Annotated in this window: 14 protein-coding genes and 1 tRNA gene; 7 read left to right on the forward strand and 8 right to left on the reverse strand. The window is 63.1% G+C overall.

Annotated elements, in window-relative coordinates:
- Positions 1 to 47: 47 nt before the first annotated feature.
- The 5 genes from AC1RQ5_RS09825 (at position 48) to AC1RQ5_RS09845 (ending at position 8,763) form a co-directional block, all read left to right on the forward strand.
- A complete protein-coding gene (locus AC1RQ5_RS09825; protein WP_493198589.1) occupies positions 48 to 3,065 on the forward strand; it encodes a hypothetical protein in 3,018 nt (1,005 codons plus the stop codon).
- Between the two features lie 233 nt (positions 3,066 to 3,298).
- On the forward strand, positions 3,299 to 5,044 hold the full coding sequence (locus AC1RQ5_RS09830) for a hypothetical protein (RefSeq protein ID WP_493198590.1): 1,746 nt from the start codon (positions 3,299 to 3,301) through the stop codon (positions 5,042 to 5,044).
- A 56-nt stretch (positions 5,045 to 5,100) separates the two neighbouring features.
- Positions 5,101 to 5,373, forward strand: a complete 273-nt coding sequence (locus AC1RQ5_RS09835; protein WP_493198592.1) for a hypothetical protein — start codon at positions 5,101 to 5,103, stop codon at positions 5,371 to 5,373.
- Between the two features lie 70 nt (positions 5,374 to 5,443).
- Positions 5,444 to 6,415, forward strand: a complete 972-nt coding sequence (locus AC1RQ5_RS09840) for an AAA family ATPase (protein WP_493198593.1) — start codon at positions 5,444 to 5,446, stop codon at positions 6,413 to 6,415.
- An 8-nt stretch (positions 6,416 to 6,423) separates the two neighbouring features.
- A complete protein-coding gene (locus AC1RQ5_RS09845; protein WP_493198595.1) occupies positions 6,424 to 8,763 on the forward strand; it encodes a S8 family peptidase in 2,340 nt (779 codons plus the stop codon).
- 26 nt (positions 8,764 to 8,789) lie between these two features.
- Here AC1RQ5_RS09845 and AC1RQ5_RS09850 read toward each other — a convergent pair whose 3' ends face one another.
- From AC1RQ5_RS09850 to AC1RQ5_RS09880, 7 genes are all read right to left on the reverse strand, one after another.
- On the reverse strand, positions 8,790 to 9,512 hold the full coding sequence (locus AC1RQ5_RS09850; protein ID WP_493198596.1) for an SOS response-associated peptidase: 723 nt from the start codon (positions 9,510 to 9,512) through the stop codon (positions 8,790 to 8,792).
- Between the two features lie 240 nt (positions 9,513 to 9,752).
- Positions 9,753 to 9,935: a hypothetical protein gene (locus AC1RQ5_RS09855; RefSeq protein ID WP_493198598.1), complete on the reverse strand. Its 183-nt coding sequence runs from the start codon at positions 9,933 to 9,935 to the stop codon at positions 9,753 to 9,755.
- Between the two features lie 101 nt (positions 9,936 to 10,036).
- A complete protein-coding gene (locus tag AC1RQ5_RS09860) occupies positions 10,037 to 10,483 on the reverse strand; it encodes a hypothetical protein (protein WP_493198600.1) in 447 nt (148 codons plus the stop codon).
- Positions 10,484 to 10,492: 9 nt separating this feature from the next.
- Complete coding sequence (locus AC1RQ5_RS09865) at positions 10,493 to 10,936, reverse strand: hypothetical protein (protein ID WP_493198602.1); 444 nt, start codon at positions 10,934 to 10,936, stop codon at positions 10,493 to 10,495.
- Between the two features lie 303 nt (positions 10,937 to 11,239).
- Positions 11,240 to 11,314, reverse strand: a tRNA-Val gene (locus AC1RQ5_RS09870).
- Between the two features lie 165 nt (positions 11,315 to 11,479).
- Complete coding sequence (locus AC1RQ5_RS09875) at positions 11,480 to 12,739, reverse strand: hypothetical protein (RefSeq protein ID WP_493198604.1); 1,260 nt, start codon at positions 12,737 to 12,739, stop codon at positions 11,480 to 11,482.
- A 106-nt stretch (positions 12,740 to 12,845) separates the two neighbouring features.
- The gene (locus tag AC1RQ5_RS09880) at positions 12,846 to 13,424 is read right to left on the reverse strand and encodes a DUF1134 domain-containing protein (RefSeq protein ID WP_493198606.1); all 579 of its coding nucleotides are present in this window, start codon (positions 13,422 to 13,424) and stop codon (positions 12,846 to 12,848) included.
- A gap of 113 nt (positions 13,425 to 13,537) precedes the next feature.
- Between AC1RQ5_RS09880 and AC1RQ5_RS09885 the strand changes: the two genes are divergently transcribed.
- The gene (locus AC1RQ5_RS09885; protein ID WP_493198607.1) at positions 13,538 to 14,026 is read left to right on the forward strand and encodes a YHS domain-containing (seleno)protein; all 489 of its coding nucleotides are present in this window, start codon (positions 13,538 to 13,540) and stop codon (positions 14,024 to 14,026) included.
- Here the strand turns inward: AC1RQ5_RS09885 and cysQ are convergent.
- The gene (cysQ, locus tag AC1RQ5_RS09890; protein WP_493198609.1) at positions 14,023 to 14,853 is read right to left on the reverse strand and encodes a 3'(2'),5'-bisphosphate nucleotidase CysQ; all 831 of its coding nucleotides are present in this window, start codon (positions 14,851 to 14,853) and stop codon (positions 14,023 to 14,025) included. The genes AC1RQ5_RS09885 and cysQ overlap by 4 nt on opposite strands.
- A gap of 154 nt (positions 14,854 to 15,007) precedes the next feature.
- Here cysQ and chpT point away from each other — a divergent pair, with 154 nt between their 5' ends.
- A complete protein-coding gene (gene chpT / locus AC1RQ5_RS09895; protein ID WP_398476036.1) occupies positions 15,008 to 15,655 on the forward strand; it encodes a histidine phosphotransferase ChpT in 648 nt (215 codons plus the stop codon).
- Positions 15,656 to 15,779: the final 124 nt, after the last annotated feature.

The following is a 15,779-nucleotide window of genomic DNA, read 5'->3' on the forward strand; positions in this document are numbered from 1 at the left end:
TTGTTGAATTTCCCAACGGCACCGATCGCGGCGTCATGGCCTCGGCCATGCAGAAGCGCTTCAGCGGGCCGGCGAACGCCAATCCAGTTCAGATCAAAGCCCCAGACGGGACCATTGTGCAGTTTCCAGACGGGACGAGCGACGACGTCATCAAGGGCGTTATGGCGAAGAACTATCCGGCGCCGACGTCTGATCTTAGAAGTCTAGGTGAGACGGCTAATCGCGAGCTCATGACGCATCCGGACGTCGCGTCGATGCGAAACACTGCGGATCTTGCAAAGCTTTCGCCTGTTCCCGCGGAAGCGCCGACATCCTGGATGGATACGCTGAAAAATGCAGTGACCGGCTCGTTGAAGCCTGCCGCGGCAAGTGAGGCTGAGCGTGATAGGAGCATGATCGCTGTGGTCAACGATCAGGGCGCATACTTGGCCCGCGGCGCGCGTAAGGGCGTCGCGAACATCGTCGGCCTGCCGGTCGATATCGTGAACGCCGTCATGGGTGTGGCCGGCGTGCCCGTGAGCCAAACGCCGTTCGGCGGATCGAAGTCGATCGACAACGCTCTCGGCGGCTTTGGCGCCATTCCGGAAGTTCGGGCGCCGAGCACGACATTTGAACGCGCGTTGACCCGCATCGGTGAAGAGGTCGGTGCGGCCGCGCTGCCTGTCGGCGCTGCGGTGCAGGCCGGCAAAATGGGCGCGCAAGCTGCTCGCGAATTGAGCCCATTGTTGCGAACCTTCGTCGAGCCTGCCGCCATCAACCCAGCGCGGTTCGTGCGTAAGGAGATGAACACGGCGCTCGCGGCTGGTGCCGGCGCCGCCGCCGCTGGCGAAGTCTCGCATCTGGCCGGCGCGAAGGAGGGGAGCGCCACTCACAACACGCTCGACATCCTGGGCGCACTCGGCGGCGCCGGTACTCTTGGCGCCGCGCGCGTGGTCGGAAAGCCGCTCGGCGATATTTCACAAGTTCTGACCGCTGGCAGGCGTGAGCGCTTCAGCAACGAAAATGTGGTGGACGCTGTTGTCGATCGGATTGCGAACAACACGCAGTTGCTGCCGCGCGAAATCGGAAAGCCGATCGACACGCAGCCGCTCGTTGACGCCATTACTGGCGCCAAGCGGGTCGATGCCACGATCCCAGGCTTCAAGGAGAGCATCGCGGACCGCACCGGCGACAGCGGCCTCGCAGCGCTCGAATATGGCCGTCAGTCAGGCCCGAACGCGGGCAAGTTCGTCGAGCGGCGCGCGGAGAACACGTCGGCGATCGACAACGCGATGGACCGTAACGCTCCGGACGGCAACCCGGCCGAACTGCGTAACGAGCTGAGCCTCGAACGCGATCGGCGGCTCGGCGATGCCGGCGTGCAAACCGCCAACGCCCAGGACAACTTCGAACGCGCCACGCAAGCTTTGCAGCCGGCCATGACGGGGGAGGGCCGCGGCGCCAATATCCGTCAGGCGCTCGAAGTCGCCAGCGAAGGGGCGCGCGATGTGCTGCGGCGGGCGTGGGAGCCGCTGAACAACAGCGGCGCTCAGGTTGACATGGCGCCGCTCGATCAGTCGTTCGGTCGTGTCCGGCAAGGGCTTTCGACCGCGGAGGCGCGGCGCTTCCAGCCCGGCGAGGCGGGTATCCCCGGCGAGCTCTCCGGACAGCGGCCGGTCGATCCGCCACGCCTCGACGCGGACGGTCAGCCCGTCACCGAAGCGATCACGCAGCCGATCAACGAAGTGACAGGCCTGCGCAGCGCGCTCACGGATGCGAGCCGCGAAGCCATGACGGCGGGCCGCACCAATGAGGCGCGTATCATCAATCAGCATGTCGAAGCGCTCGACAATTATCTCGACAATGCCGTGCCGCCCGAGTTGCGGCAGAGCTACGACCAGGCGCGCGCCGCGACCGTCGATTTCCACGATCGCTTCACGCGCCCGCAGACGGCCATTGCTCAGACGCTGGATCGTCAGCAGGGCATGTATCGGCAGCCGGACAGCGCCGTTGCGAGCAAGTTCGTGCAGGCCGATGAAGGCCGCATCGCTGATTTCCAAGCTCTTATGCGGGAGACTGGCCACGATGATAGGACTGTTACGGCTGTTCGAGATCAGATCCTTGCCGATGTGCGAGATCGGGGCCTGCTCGATCGCCCTGACCAGCTTCGTGAATACCTTGGCCGCTACAACACGGTCCTGTCAGATCCGCGCTTCAACGCCACGCGCGGAGAGCTCGACAATGCCGCGGGCCTTCGCCGTTCGCTTGATGACGCGCGAACTGCAGAAACCGCACTGACGCGTGATCTCGGCACCGCCGAGCGCGCCGGCACCGGCACTGTCGGGAAATACCTGCAGTATGGCGACGAGCGCGCGCAGGACGCCTTGAAGACCGTCCTGACTTCTAAGAAGCCCGGCGAGGCGATGGACGAACTGTTACGCTTCGTCAACGATGCGCCCGAGGCGGTTGCCGGCGCGCGAAAGGCGTTCTGGGATTTGATGAATGGCCCAGAGAAAAAGGGCGGCATCCGCGCCGGTGGCAATACGACACGCACGATGGACGGCGCCCAGCCTATTTCAGCCGAGGCGTTCAACCGATTTATTGAAAACCCCGTCAACAAGGCGGTTGCCGAACGTTTGTATCGCGACGAGCCTGAGCACATTGGCAATATTCAGAAAATTGCCGGCGAGCTTAAAAATGTCGATCTGCGGTCGCGCGGGAAGGCGCCGAACACGTCCGGCACGACGCAAGGCATCTCGAACGTCTTGACGCCCGAGACGATCCAGAGCCGGTTCTACGCCTACAAGCGCGGGCAGACGTCGCTCGGTTTCATGCTGACCGCTCTCGGCTCCGTGGCGGCCCGCCGCGCTGTGCGCGGGGCGCAGGGGGAGGCCATCGAAAAGCTGCTCGACAAGGCGCTGCTCGATCCGGATCTCGCTGCTGAATTGCTGAAGAACGGCAACCCGGCGAACCGGGCCGCCCTGGCGCGGACCGCGAAGGCCTATTTGCCGAACGAAGCATCGCACCTGGCCGAGCTACTGGCCGGCGAACCGGAAGACGAGACGAAAAAAGCCATCATGCGATAGGGCGCGGTGTTGGCGAGGCTGATGTCGGGAGGGATGGCCAACAAAGGCAGCGAATGCACCGCCACCCTAGAGCTCAAAATTGATCAAGCGACAGCGGAATCAGCAACAAGATTTCGTTGACGTTAGGCCTCTGACAGGCAACTATCAATCAGCACGATCTATCCGCGGATCTCGTGCGGCCGCTCATCTCAAGCGTAGGCGCATCTCATCGCGCCTGAGAGAGCTTTGCCGCCGTGCCATATCCCCAAATCTACGATGTTACTTTCAGCTATACAGGATTTCAGCAGTCTCAGGGCAACAACAGTTTCCCCGGCACGCAGCTGGATGCTGACCTCCAAGGCCTGAAAAGTTCGGTTTCCAGCCTCTCAACGTTCACGAAGAACGTGATCCGGTCGGACGGCGCGCTGAACAACGGGACCGTAACCTTCGACAGCCTCGCGCCTTCGCTGCAAACCGCGGGGCTTTCGCCGGCTGACGCGTGGGGCACCGCGATTACCTATTTGTCAGGAAAATCGGTCGTCCAGGATAGCGCGCTGTATCGGGCCGTTGTCGCGCACACCTCGGGCGTCTTCGCGACCGATCTCGCCGCCGGCAAGTGGATCCTCGTTGGTGAGCTTATCGCGGGGCCGGCGGGGGCTCCCGGCCCGACTTACAGTGGCGACAAAAGCATCGTTCTTACATCTGGTGCGTTCTCGCTGTCGGGCGATAATGACGCTCCAGATAACAATTGTTACTACGGGACGAACGACGTCGGCGCTAAGGGTTTTTATCCCGTGGCATCGTCTTCCGGCTACGCGAACGACTTTGTCGTCGCGAACTATCCTGGCGGCGATCCGTCAGGCGTCGGCGATAGCTCAGCAGCCGTGGCCGCGGCCATCGCAGATCTTCAGGCGGCAGGCTCGGGACGAATTCTATTCGGCCCCGGCTCGTTCCGCATGGATGCGAAAACTCTCATCGCCAACAACGATCCGAACATTCGCATGTCGATCGTCGGCGCGGGGCGAAATGCTACGCGGCTCGTTTTCAACGTGGCCACAGATTGGTGGTTCGATATCGGTCAGGCGCCCTCGGCAGTCACCTCGAATATCACATTCGAGAATATGACTTTCGTCGCCAATACAGCGCAGACAGCCGCGGGGGCGTTTCGCCTTCGAAAATCACGCTTCGTTCAGTTCCTGAACGTGAATGTCATCTCGCCATTCCGGTTGATGCAGCTCGGCAGTGACGCCGTCCCGAATGACTGCCTCGACATTATCGTCGACAACATGATCGCGCAGCCGGGCACATCGAACGTCCCGTTTTTCGATCTGAAATCAGGCGGCATCCTTGAAGTTCGCGGCGGCAAGTTCAACGGCGTCGGGCAGGCCGGCAATTATCTGTTCGGCCACTCGGATGCGAACTTCAATTGGGACGGCATCACGCTGAGCGATTTCACTGGCGAGCAGTGGAACAGGTTCATCTCGTCGACTGGCGCCGGCATTGCCAATCTGCGCTGTCAGGGCGTTATCGTCGACCGGCCGAAAGACTATTGGGTGCACGCCTATGCAGGCGTCGGCGGCATCAACAAGGATTGGATGTTCACCAATTGCATCATCGGCGGTGACCCTGGTTTGCCAGGTGTCATCGGCGCAAACGTGCAAAAAGGGAGTGGCGATGCTTTCAATTTTCAGTTCGTGAACAACCAGTTTACGGACCTGACGAGCACCGCAGTCTATGTCGGCACGGGCGTGCGCGGGTCTATCATCAATAGCAACATCTTCACCTCATGCGGCCGAGAAGGTCATTCCGTTATACGCGTCGATAGCACTGCAGAGACGACGGCGATCGGTAACATCATTCGTAAGCGGAACAGCAGCGACCCCGGTCCAAATTACTGCATGGAGTGGAGCGGCACCGGTGCAGTCGGTCAACGCATCGGATCGGGCAGCCAGAACTCCCTGTCAGGCTTCAACACTGCAGCCATCATTGGTACGCCCTGACAGGCTGCCAACCGCTCGAATGCCTCTCGGAGCCCGGGCAGACGTCGCTCGGCTTCATGTTGACCGCCCTTGGCTCCGTGGCGGCCCGTCGCGCTGTGCGCGGGGCGCAGGGGGAGGCCATCGAAAAGCTGCTCGACAAGGCGCTGCTCGATCCGGATCTCGACCTCGATCTGATCAAGATCGGCAACCCGGCGAACCGAGCAGCGCTGGTGCGCACAGCGAAGGCTGGCCTCCCGAGCGGCCCCACCAAAGGTTTGGCGCTACCGTCTTTCCTCGACGGCGCGCGTCAGGTAATCCGTTGTTTAAATCGCGCAGTAACCCCATCGTGAAACTCTGCTTTTAAGGTTATGATCACCCGGCAGGAGAGAGTGCAGCAGAGCCATGGCCCGCGGAGAGTTGATGAAAAAATTGCTGGCCAGTTACGGTCGGGACGATGAGTTCCGGGCCGTGGCGGAGCAAATTATCGACGAAGAGGAAAAGAAGAACAATCGCGTCTTGGCGCGCAGCCTGCGCAAGACCCTCGAAACGGGCCCGAGCCGGCCGGCTGGACCGAAGGCGCTCGCGCCCCTAATTCCGTTTCCGGAGGCGGCCGGGGAATTCGTCGAGCGCATTGAACCGCGCCATAGCCGAACCGACATCGTTCTCGGCGCCACGAACGTGCGCGTGCTGCTCGGCCTGGTCAAGGAGTTCCGCCGCGCAGATGAGATCCGCCGCCATGGCCTGAAGGTCCGCTCCAAGCTGCTGTTCTGCGGCCCGCCCGGATGCGGCAAGACGCTTTGCGCGGAGATCTTCGCCGCGGAGCTTGGTCTGCCACTTTTTCTCGTCAAGCTCGACCGGCTGATCTCGTCCTATCTGGGCGAGACGGCCAGCAATGTGCGCAAGACATTTGAATTCGCGCGCAAGCAACCTTGCGTGCTCTTCTTCGACGAATTCGATGCGCTGGCCCGCTCCCGTGACGACTCAAGCGAGCACAACGAGCTGCGCCGCGTCGTGAACAGCCTGCTCTTGTTCATCGACCATATCCAGCCGAAGGGCTTTTTGATCGCTGCTACGAACCTCGACCATTCGCTCGATCCGGCAGTCTGGCGCCGCTTCGACGAGGTCGTCTGGTTCGACAAGCCGGAGCGCGCCATGATCGCCCGCTTCTTGCGGCTCAAGTTCAAGAACGTCCCGACGGCGTTCGATCCGCAGGGGCATGCCGCAACGTTGGAGGGCTATTCCTACGCCGAGATCGAGCGGATCTGTAGCCAGGCGGTCAAGTCGATGATCGTCGATCGCCGCAAGCAGGTGCAAGCACGGGACTTCAATCGCGCCCTTGAAGATGAGGCGCGACGCCGGGCAGGACGGTCTCGTCTTGCGCCGCCGGGCTAGGGCGCGCCGTGGCCCGCTACGATCATCTCGAGCTCGTCCGTCTCCCCAAGCAGTTCGAGCGCCGCAAGCACGGCGGCGGCGGGCCGCCGCCGACGCGCGATCGCGACGAGCACACGACGAAACTGCGCGGCGAACTGGATGCGGCCACTTCGGAACAGCGACGTCGGCGCAAGCCCGAATTCGTCGATCCCTCGCTAATTCTGCGCGTGCAAATGTCGGGCCCGCTCCTAGAAGAGGATTGGCAACGGCTTGGGCTTACGGTCTTGTCCAGCGATCCGGATCGCACTCTCGTACTGTTCGCATCAAGTGAGGATATGCAGGATTTCCGTGCGCGCCTCGATGCCTACCAGGGCGGCCCGCTCGGCGGACAAAAGCACGCCCCTTACATCAACTTTGTCGCAGGCATCGACAGCATCGGTTCGGTCGAGCCCCGCGACCGGATCGGTTCTCGCTTACGTGAAGAGGGGGTCGCCGAGGTCGACGACTTCGCCGCGCAGGCATTTTACCTCGTCGACGTCGAACTTTGGGATCTTGGCGAGCGGCGCCTGCGCGAGCGGAAGATCGAAGAGGTGACCAGCTACGTCGAGGCGCGAGCCGGCGAGGTCTTCGATCGCTATGTCGGCCCTTCGATCAGCATGTTCCGAGCGCGCTTAACCGGCGATCTCGTTCGGACGTTGCTGACGATCGAAGAGATTGCCGCCATCGATCTGCCGCCGGCTCCGGACGTGACCACAGCGGAGGCGTTCGATCTGACACTCGCCGACGCCCCGGCGCTGAATGCGCTTGGCGACGACGCGCCTTTGATTGGTATCATCGATAGCGGCGTCAACGATCACCCATTTTTGGCGGACATTATCGCTGGTTCGATTGGTGTGCCCGCGAATTTAGGCACCGCCGACGTCTGGGGGCATGGGACCCGTGTCGCAGGGATCGCCGTATTCGGCGATCTGCGCGCGCAGCTCGATACGGGGGCTTTGCAGCGCGGCGCCCGCATCTGCGCAGCAAAAGTGGTGAACGACCGCGGGGATTTCGACGATCGCCGCTTGGTGCCGTCGCAGATGCGCGAGGCTATTTCGACGCTGAACCAGCGTTTCGGCTGTCGGGTATTCGTCATAGCGCTTGCCGATCGCAGGCGGGTGTTTGATGGCGGCAAGGTCGGCACATGGGCGGCGACGCTGGACGAGCTGGCGCGCGAGCTCAACATCGTCATCGTCCTGTCCTCCGGTAATCGCCATCCCCGCGGCGGCAACCGCCTCGAGCAGGCGGTCACCGAATATCCGAACTATCTGCTGGAAGACGGGAACCGGTTCTTCGAGCCCGCCGGCGCTTTGAACGTCATCACAGTTGGCGCGCTCGCGCACGGCGAAGGCCTTGATGCCGAACGGGCTGATGACGTGCGGGTGCGACCGATCACCCGCTTGCATGAGCCGTCGCCTTTCTCTCGGATTGGGCCCGGTCCTGGGGGCGCGACGAAGCCGGACGTTGTCGAGATCGGCGGTACGCTGTTTTTCGACCCAGTCGTCGCGCGGCTGCGCGGCGGGGAGGATATCGGCAGCGCCGGCGTGTTGACGCTGCATCACAGTTTCCTCGATCGGCTTTTCACGGCAGGATCGGGCACGTCCTATGCCGCTCCACGCGTTGCGTTCAGCGCAGCGCAGATTTTGACGCGCTTCCCGCAGGCGTCGGCTAATCTCGTGCGAGCGCTGATCGTCGGATCTGCGGAGGTGCCTGAGGCCGCGCGCGAGCGCCTTCAGCTCCTCGGCCCAGAAGCGACGCGGGCGGTTCTCGGTCATGGTCTCGTCGATCTCGAGCGCGCGGCGTTTTCCGACGACGCGCGGGTGACGCTCTACGCGGAGGACGAACTCGCTCTCGATCATTTCGCGGTCTATCGCATTCCGATCCCGGAAGCGTTCCAGGCTGGGAATGGCGAGCGCTGCGTCCGAGTGACCCTCGCCTTCGATCCACCAGTACGCCACACGCGCAACGACTATGCGGGCGTCGGCATGAGTTTCCGGCTCGTTCGCGGCTGCCAGCCCGATCTGATTTTTGATCATTACCGCAGGCGTGAGAAGGACGATGGTCCGTTCCCCGAACTCGCGGCGCGCTATAATTGCAACCTCTTTCCAGGCCCCCAGGCCCGGGAGAAAGGAACCGTTCAGTGCGCGACCGCGACGTTCAAGCGTGGCGTTGAGGAATATGGCGACGTCTATTATCTCGTCGTCCGCTGCGAGAGTGGATGGGCGACGCATATCGATCGCCAGCAATTCGCGCTCGTCGTCGAACTTCTCCATAAGGCAGAAGTTCACCTGTACGAACGGGTGCGGCAGCGGATCAGGGTGCAGGCCTAGCGCCGTCGAGCCTGTTAGCGCTCAGCTCACGACGGCTCGGCCCCGTCTTTCTTCGATCCGCGCGCGACGATCTGTAGAGACTGGTCCGGCAGCGGCCGCTGCAGCACTTTGGCTTCTTCCCATGGCGCGCGCATCCAGACGTCGACCTCCTCGGGCGTCGTCAGTATCACGGGCATCGCTTTGGGGTGAATGGCGCCGACCTCGGCGTTTGGCTCGGTGGTGAGGAAGGCGAAGATGTCGTTGGTGGTCTCACCCTCGCGGACCTTCCGCACGGACGTCCAGTTCGTCCATATGCCGGCGAAGCAGACCAGAGGCCGGCTCTCGTCGAGAGCGAACCAGATGTCGCCACCGGCAAGCTTGTTGAACTCCGAAAACGACGAGATCGGCACGACGCAACGGTTCTCGGCGCTCAGCCACCGCTTCCAGTGCTTGCTCGGGGTATTACGGATGTTGGTCGTCCCGCTGTCCGGCTCCATCCGCAGCAGCTCCTTGAAGTCGAACTGCTTACCCTTGGCCTCCAGCTTCGCCGCGCGCTTCACGGTGGCGTCCATGAGGGCTTTTGACGACGAAGGCATGCCCCAACGCGCCATAGCGAGCTCGCGGCCACCGTCGGCATTCCGGACGATCGGCGCCGAGTAGTCGGGGAAGATGCCAGGCATGGACGGCAGGTTACCAGCGATGTCGTTGGTGACGGCGAACAGCTGTCGGATGGCGGCCTGGTTCTTCGTCATCGAGTAGAGATTGCACATCGGCAAGGAGCACTCGGGTGGGGCGTCGGCGTCGCGAGCCTAGATGGCCGCGATGTCGCTCTCGAGGTCGCTGATAAGGCGTCCGATGCGCTCTTTCGAAGTGGGATCGAGTGTGGGGGTGACGAGCCTACGGGCCTGCTTAAGCCGCCGATAGAGCTCTTCCTTCCCATTCCCGCCGCTCACGTTCGCTACTCCGTTTTCGCTGCGGAGGTATACGAAACAAGGCGTTAATGGTTCGACCTACTTTTGAGTTTTAGCCGGCAGGACCGCGACCTTGCGGTCTAACAGCCAGACCTCTACCCCATCCTCGCCGACGAACTGGCCGGCGGCCTCAATCGCGGCCGCGTCGTCGGTCGCCGAGATGGTTTCCGAAGCTTTGAAGTGTCCGTCTGGACCGATGATGTAGGCGCGATAGTCGAGCATTGGCTTCTCTGCGGGCCGCCTCGGGGCCGGTGTGATGTGTTGATCATTAACATGGCCGCTCGCGCGGTAGGGGAACAATTTTTCCATCGCTGCTGTAAACCTTACTGGGGCGACAAATTTCGTATCTTCGGTGCGAGCTGCTGCAGCGTCGCCGCGGGTCGCTTGCCGGCGCTCTTGCACTTCTCGCAGCGAAGACGCGTCGCCAGATCGTGCACGCATGTGGTCGTCGGCGTCTTGAGCGCGGCCAGGTCGATGTCCCTCGGCGTCCTGCAGCGCGAGCACTCTATCTGCAGCCACGGGAAGCCGCCGTTGACGGCCTGGTCCACGGTCGGCGAGGGATCGATCGGCTCGCCGTCCGCCCACATGCGTTCGTTCCAGCTCTCGCAAGACAGCTTGTCAGCCTCACGGATCATCGCCTCGCCGCGAGCGCGCAGATCCTCGGACTGTCGGGCCAGCATCAGCGTGACGCCGCGCGCTTTGACGAGCTCCTTCCGTAGCGCCTTGCGGTCGCCGCCAGAGAGAGGAGTGGGGTGGTGCTTCGGCGACATCTCGGTTGCTCACGCCTTCACGATGTCCGGCCAGCAGCCGTCGTCGTCGCGGGATCCTGTGCGGCTCTGGCAGCCTTGTTCGAGCAGCTTCCGTCCAACGTCGTGCGTCGGCGCTTGGCCGCCGTAGAGCTTGATGGCGTCGCTGACGGTGACCTCGACGATGCGGAAGCAGCGCAGGCACTCGAAGCGGATAGCCTCGCGCCGGGCGTCTGCCAGGCGGCGTGGGTTCGATGACGGCGGCGGGCGGGTCGCCTCGGCGCGCGGGTCGGAGAGGATGCTGTCCCAGTAGGAGTCGGGCATCGGGTCGGCGGGGCCGACAGCGGGCGTCGGAGGCGGCGTGTCGTCGACGGGGAGACGGGTCTGGGCGGCGCGGGCCATGTTGCGGGCCGTCGCCTCGGCGCGGGCCTGCTTGTCGTTGGGGAAGCGCCACTCGGCCACGCGGCGACCTGCCATCTCAGGCATCCTCATTTCGCTATTTCGGACAATGGCGTCGCCCTATGAGGTGACCGCGGACAAAGGCATCCGGCCTATGTGATCCGCGCGGGCTGCGCTGTGAACGAATAGAGAACAATCGCCATGACGAGTCAACGCGATTTTTGCCGTCGTCGATAATTTGCAGACGAAGCTCGTCGCTGAACCGAACGACACCACTCGGCTCGCAAGAAAGTGAATTTAGACATGGCCGATCAAAAGGCGCCCATTGTGTGAGACGCATGTGTGGGACAAATCGACGAAAGCGCGAAAACCCTGTTAGAATGGTGGGCGCACAAGGGATCGAACCTTGGACCTCTCCCGTGTGAAGGGAACGCTCTCCCGCTGAGCTATGCGCCCGGACGTCGCGGCAGGTCCAGAACGGGTCCGGAAACCAAAAGGCCGGGCGGGAGCCCGGCGATGCGTGACGTCAGTGGCGCGATTTAGGGAATTGGGGGTGGGGGTGTCAAGCACGCCCTGCCGGTTGCGACCACATTGTTGCACTGACGGGCAAAACGGGCCGGTTCAGCCCGGCTGGCGGGCCCGCGACGCGTGGGATTGCAGCGCCCGGATACGGTCCGCGAGGGTGCTGTTGGGGGCAAAGCCGGCGTCATTGGCCGGGCGCGGCTGGCTGGCAGCTGGATCGGCGGCCAGAATGGCCTCGATCGGCGAATTCGGTCCTTCCAGCGCCATGGCCATTTTGGCGACTTCGGCGGCAATGTCGTTGATGCGCTCGCGCAGAAGGGCGTTTTCCATGCGCTCGGTGGCCCAGGCGCTCTCGGCTTGCTGATGGATGGTGTTGAGGTCGCGCTGCAGCTTGCTGCGCTCCTCGCGGGCAAGACGGAGTTCTTCCTCCGCGCCGGCTTTCTCCGCGCGAAGCTGCTCGACCAGCGGCGAGGACTTGCCGCCGGCATTGGCGGCGATCTCGACGCGCAGGTTGCGCGCCATCTGCTCGGTCGCCTCATGGGCCTGGCGCAGCTGCGCATTCTCGAAGTCGCGCTCGGCGAGCAGTTTGGTCTGTTCCAGCAATTGGGTCTCGAGCTGATCGACGCGGTTGCCGAGCAGCTCCGCTTCATGCACCTGGATCGCCAGCTGCTGATCGAGATCGGTGACGCGGTGATTGAGGCTCTCGACGCGGGCGCGCGCTTCGGCGAGGTCGCGCGTGGCAGACACGGACTCGCCGCGCTGCAGTTCGAGCTTGTGCTGGGTCGAGGTGAAATCCTGCTCGGCGAGGCCGAGGCGGCTGCGCAGCTCTTCTACTTGCGTGCGCACGGTGACCAGCTCGACCTGCCGGCCCTCGGCCGTCTGGGTGCGATCATTGAGTTCGGCCGTGATTCGCGCGAGTTCGGCCTGCTTGTCGGTCAGCGCCCGATCGGCGGCGGCCAGCGCTTCGGTCTTGGCGGCGAATTCGGTTTCAGTGGTGGCGAGTTTCTGCTTCACCGCGGTCTCGCGGTTTTCCAGATCGAAGATCGCAGCGGTTTTTTCGGTCAGCTCGACCTTCATCCGGTTGATGGCGTCGGTTTTCTTGCCGAGTTCGGCGAGCTGGTTGGTGGTCTTGCCCTTGAGCTGCTCGACGCTCATTTCCAGCCGCCGCGCCGACATGGCGAATTCGGCGCGCAGCTGGTCCTTGTCGGCTTGGATTTCCGCCATCGACAGTGGCGTTGCGGCTTCCAGGCGGCGGGTGGTGAGGCGCACGGCGCGGTTATGCACCAGCGGCATGATCAGTAGGCTGCACAAGATCGCGGCCAGAAAACCGATCGCCAGATACATGATCGGCTCTACCATGACATGCTCCCACGCGCTGAAAAGTCGCGGTTAACATGCCATGCGCGCGCAGGCAAAGACAGCGTAACGCTTCGTTAACCTTGATGCGCCGGCCCGTTCTGACGAATCAGAACGGGTTCCAGGTCGCTGACGGCGTGAATTTGAGATAGCCGATATTGGCCCCGAGGCGGAGCCCCAGGCCGGAGCGGATCGGCACCAGAACGATATTGTTGGCGGTCAGCGCCGTCATGCCGAAGCCGCCGACAATATAGGCGGAGCCATCGATGCCGCCGAAGCGCTGATAGATCGCCTGGGTCGCCGGCAGGTTATAAACCAGCGTCATCGTACGCGCGCCGTCGCCGCCCCAGTCGAAGCCGAGCGAGGGGCCCTGCCAGTAGACGCGCAGATCGCCGGCGTTCTTGGTGTAGAGCGTGCCTTCGCCATAGCGCAGGCCGGCAACGATGGCGCCGGAGCCTTCTTCGCCCAGGATGTAGCCGTTTGGCAGGCCCCATTGGCTGACGGCCTTTTCGATCACCGAAGCGAGGCCGCGCGACACATTGCCGAAGAAGCGGTGGCCGGCGCCAACCAGCTCTTCCGAGCGGTAGGTGTCGGGCGCCTCGCGGCCCCTCTGTTGGGCTAAGGCCGGTGTGGCGGCGAGTGTGATCGAGGCAAGCGCGAGCGCTGCCAGGCGTGATGCGAAGGTCATGAAAAGAACCCCTGGTATTCAATCTGAAGACCGCAGGCTTAACCTGATGCTGAGAAGCACCACGTTTAATCCGCGGTCAGTGTCCCCGAGTCTCCATAATATCGGTATGAACTATGACGGCACAACGGCGGGATTGGTGTGGGTTTGGCCGCGGAATTGCCTTGATCTGGCTGATTTCGAGCCTTTGCACCCCGATATGGGCCGGAACCAATGAGCGCGTGGTCACCGATCGCTACACCGGCCTGGCAATCGGCGGCTTCGATCCCGTCGCCTATTTCACCGAATCGAACGCGCTGGCAGGTCTGCCGGATTATGAACTGACCGAAGATGGCGCCGTCTGGCGGTTCCGCAACGAAGGCAATCGTGCGGAATTCGCCAAGCATCCCGAAGTCTATGGGCCGCAATTCGGTGGCTATGATCCCGTGGATATGGCGCGGGGCGTGACGATTGCGGGCAATCCGCGGTTCTGGCTGGTGGCCGGTCAGCGGCTCTATCTGTTCGGCCGCGAAGACACCCGCGCGGCTTTTGCTGCTGCGCCTGACAAATTCCTGCCGGTGGCGCGCAAACAGTGGCCGATCCTGCAGGAAACGCTGGCGCGTTAAGCCTGCGCTCCCCGCTCGCCCCAGGCGATGAATTCCGGGACGATGAAATCCTCACGCCGGCCGCCGAAATGCAGTGGCTGGCCGTGGCTGTCCCCCACATGGCCACCGGCAGCGACAACCACCGCATGGCCTGCCGCCACGTCCCATTCGCAGGTGGGTGACAGGCGCGGATAGATGTCGGCCTGGCCCTCGGCCACCCGGCAGAATTTCAGCGCCGAGCCAAATTCCTGACGCACAGCACCCGGCCGGCTGGCAATGAAGGCCTCGCTGCGGATATCGCCATGGGAGCGGCTGACCGCAGCGACCCAGGGCTGGCCCGCGGCAGGCATACGGCGTGCCCTGATGGCTGCCACTTTGCCGATGGAGAGGTCCGGCTTGATCTCCAGCCGTTGGGCGCCGCGCCCCACCAGGCCGCGCCAGATCAGTCCGAGCGCGGGAGCGCCGACAATGCCGAGCAGCGGCGCGCCATCGACGATCAGCGCGATATTGACGGTGAATTCCTGCCGCCCTGCGACGAACTCCTTGGTGCCGTCGAGGGGGTCGATCAGGAATAGTGCACCGGCATAAGGTGGCTGGGCGAGATGCAGCCGCTCCTCGGACAGCGTGGGGATGCCCGGAAACAACCGTGTCAGGCCCTCACAAATCACGCGGTCCGCAGCGAGGTCCGCCTGCGTCACCGGTGAGCCGTCGGACTTGTCATCCACTGTCATCGCGCTGCGGTTCACGGCGAGAATGGCGGCGCCAGCCTGTGCTGCGAGGTGTGTCAGCGGCTCCAGCAATGCGGCTGCACTGTCGATGTCCAGATGCGGAAGCGAATCGGCGGTCATGGCAAGCTTTCGTGTCTCGCTCGTAATTTTGGCTGTTTCCTCGCCCATTGAGGGCACAGGCCCGGCGGTGGCCGGCCTGATCTGTGCAGTGTATCAAACCAAAGAGCAAATGTTTGATTCGCCGTTCATTCGTGCGGCTTCAGGAGCCTACCTCATGTCTGATGCATCTACGCCCGGTCCGGCACCCGACGCACTCGAACTCGCAGCCCTGCTGTCGTCACGCGTCTGTCACGATCTGATCAGCCCGGTCGGCGCCATCGTCAACGGGCTCGAAGTGCTCGATGACAATCCCAAGCCCGAGGACAAGGAATTCGCGCTCGACCTCATCCGCAAGAGCGCAAAGACGGCCTCGGCGCGTCTGCAGTTCTGCCGTCTCGCTTTCGGTGCGGCCGGTTCGGCCGGTGCAGTGATCGACCTTGGCGATGCGCAGAACATGGCCCGCGGTCACCTGGAAGATAACAAGACCAAGATCGAGTGGAATCTGCCGCGCCTGCTGCTGCCGAAGAACAAGGTGAAGCTGCTGCTCAACATGCTGATCATTGCACAGCAGACGATTCCGCGCGGCGGCTTGCTCAAGGTCGATCCGATCGGCGAAGGCGAACCCACGGGCTTCCGTATCACCGCGACCGGTATGAATGCGCGCCTGCCGCAGAACATCGTCGACATGCTCACCGCCGAGCAGGTCGGCAATATCGATGCCCATGCCGTGCAGCCGTATTATACGCGCCTGCTCGCGCAAGGGACTGCACTGAAAATCACGATGGTGCTGGAGAACGAGGCGGCCGTGGTGACCGCGGCCTGATGACGCGGCGGCGCTGCTAACTTAACGAACTCTTTACGGGCTGCCCATTGAGGCGGCCCGTTTTCGTTGTTGTGGTTTGGTTCGAGCGGTGTCGTTCGGTCTTTCTCGGAATGCTCAACTAATA

Source organism: Tardiphaga sp. GW821-FHT12E02 (assembly GCF_058807155.1).

Excerpts from the sequence above, each read along its gene's own strand:
- AC1RQ5_RS09825 (WP_493198589.1), top strand. The coding sequence starts at position 48 with ATGCAGAAGCGCTTCAGCGGGCCGGCGAACGCCAATCCAGTTCAGATC.
- AC1RQ5_RS09835 (WP_493198592.1), top strand. The coding sequence starts at position 5,101 with ATGTTGACCGCCCTTGGCTCCGTGGCGGCCCGTCGCGCTGTGCGCGGG.
- AC1RQ5_RS09840 (WP_493198593.1), top strand. The coding sequence starts at position 5,444 with ATGAAAAAATTGCTGGCCAGTTACGGTCGGGACGATGAGTTCCGGGCC.
- AC1RQ5_RS09850 (WP_493198596.1), bottom strand. The coding sequence starts at position 9,512 with ATGTGCAATCTCTACTCGATGACGAAGAACCAGGCCGCCATCCGACAG.
- AC1RQ5_RS09855 (WP_493198598.1), bottom strand. The coding sequence starts at position 9,935 with ATGCTCGACTATCGCGCCTACATCATCGGTCCAGACGGACACTTCAAA.
- AC1RQ5_RS09860 (WP_493198600.1), bottom strand. The coding sequence starts at position 10,483 with ATGTCGCCGAAGCACCACCCCACTCCTCTCTCTGGCGGCGACCGCAAG.
- AC1RQ5_RS09865 (WP_493198602.1), bottom strand. The coding sequence starts at position 10,936 with ATGGCAGGTCGCCGCGTGGCCGAGTGGCGCTTCCCCAACGACAAGCAG.
- AC1RQ5_RS09875 (WP_493198604.1), bottom strand. The coding sequence starts at position 12,739 with ATGGTAGAGCCGATCATGTATCTGGCGATCGGTTTTCTGGCCGCGATC.
- AC1RQ5_RS09880 (WP_493198606.1), bottom strand. The coding sequence starts at position 13,424 with ATGACCTTCGCATCACGCCTGGCAGCGCTCGCGCTTGCCTCGATCACA.
- AC1RQ5_RS09885 (WP_493198607.1), top strand. The coding sequence starts at position 13,538 with ATGACGGCACAACGGCGGGATTGGTGTGGGTTTGGCCGCGGAATTGCC.
- cysQ (WP_493198609.1), bottom strand. The coding sequence starts at position 14,853 with ATGACCGCCGATTCGCTTCCGCATCTGGACATCGACAGTGCAGCCGCA.
- chpT (WP_398476036.1), top strand. The coding sequence starts at position 15,008 with ATGTCTGATGCATCTACGCCCGGTCCGGCACCCGACGCACTCGAACTC.